This window comes from Vibrio sp. S12_S33 (assembly GCF_963889785.1).
Classification (GTDB): Bacteria; Pseudomonadota; Gammaproteobacteria; order Enterobacterales; family Vibrionaceae; genus Vibrio; species Vibrio aestuarianus.
Window position 1 is genome coordinate 1 of record NZ_CAWPQZ010000426.1, and the last position, 244, is coordinate 244.

1 protein-coding gene is annotated in these 244 nt (G+C 53.3%); it reads left to right on the forward strand.

Translation table 11 applies throughout. The annotated features are described in order from the left end of the window. The coding region (locus AACW06_RS20630; protein WP_192076423.1) for a hypothetical protein at positions 1 to 244 on the forward strand (244 nt) is incomplete at both ends.

The window sequence follows — 244 nt, forward strand, 5'->3', positions numbered from 1 at the left end:
AGCGTGGCCGAAAACAGTGACGGTCTTGACACTGTGGTGACCATTCCTGAGGGTGTGGAAGTGGGTGATACGGTGACGTTAACCATCACCAACCCCGATGGCAGTACGACGGTACAGACTCACGAAGTAACCTTATTAGAAACACTAACAGGCAGTGCGACGATCGTTATTCCGAGCCTGACGGATGAAGGTAACTACAGCCTTACCAGCAGTATCAGCGATGCGGCGGGTAACACCACCGCTG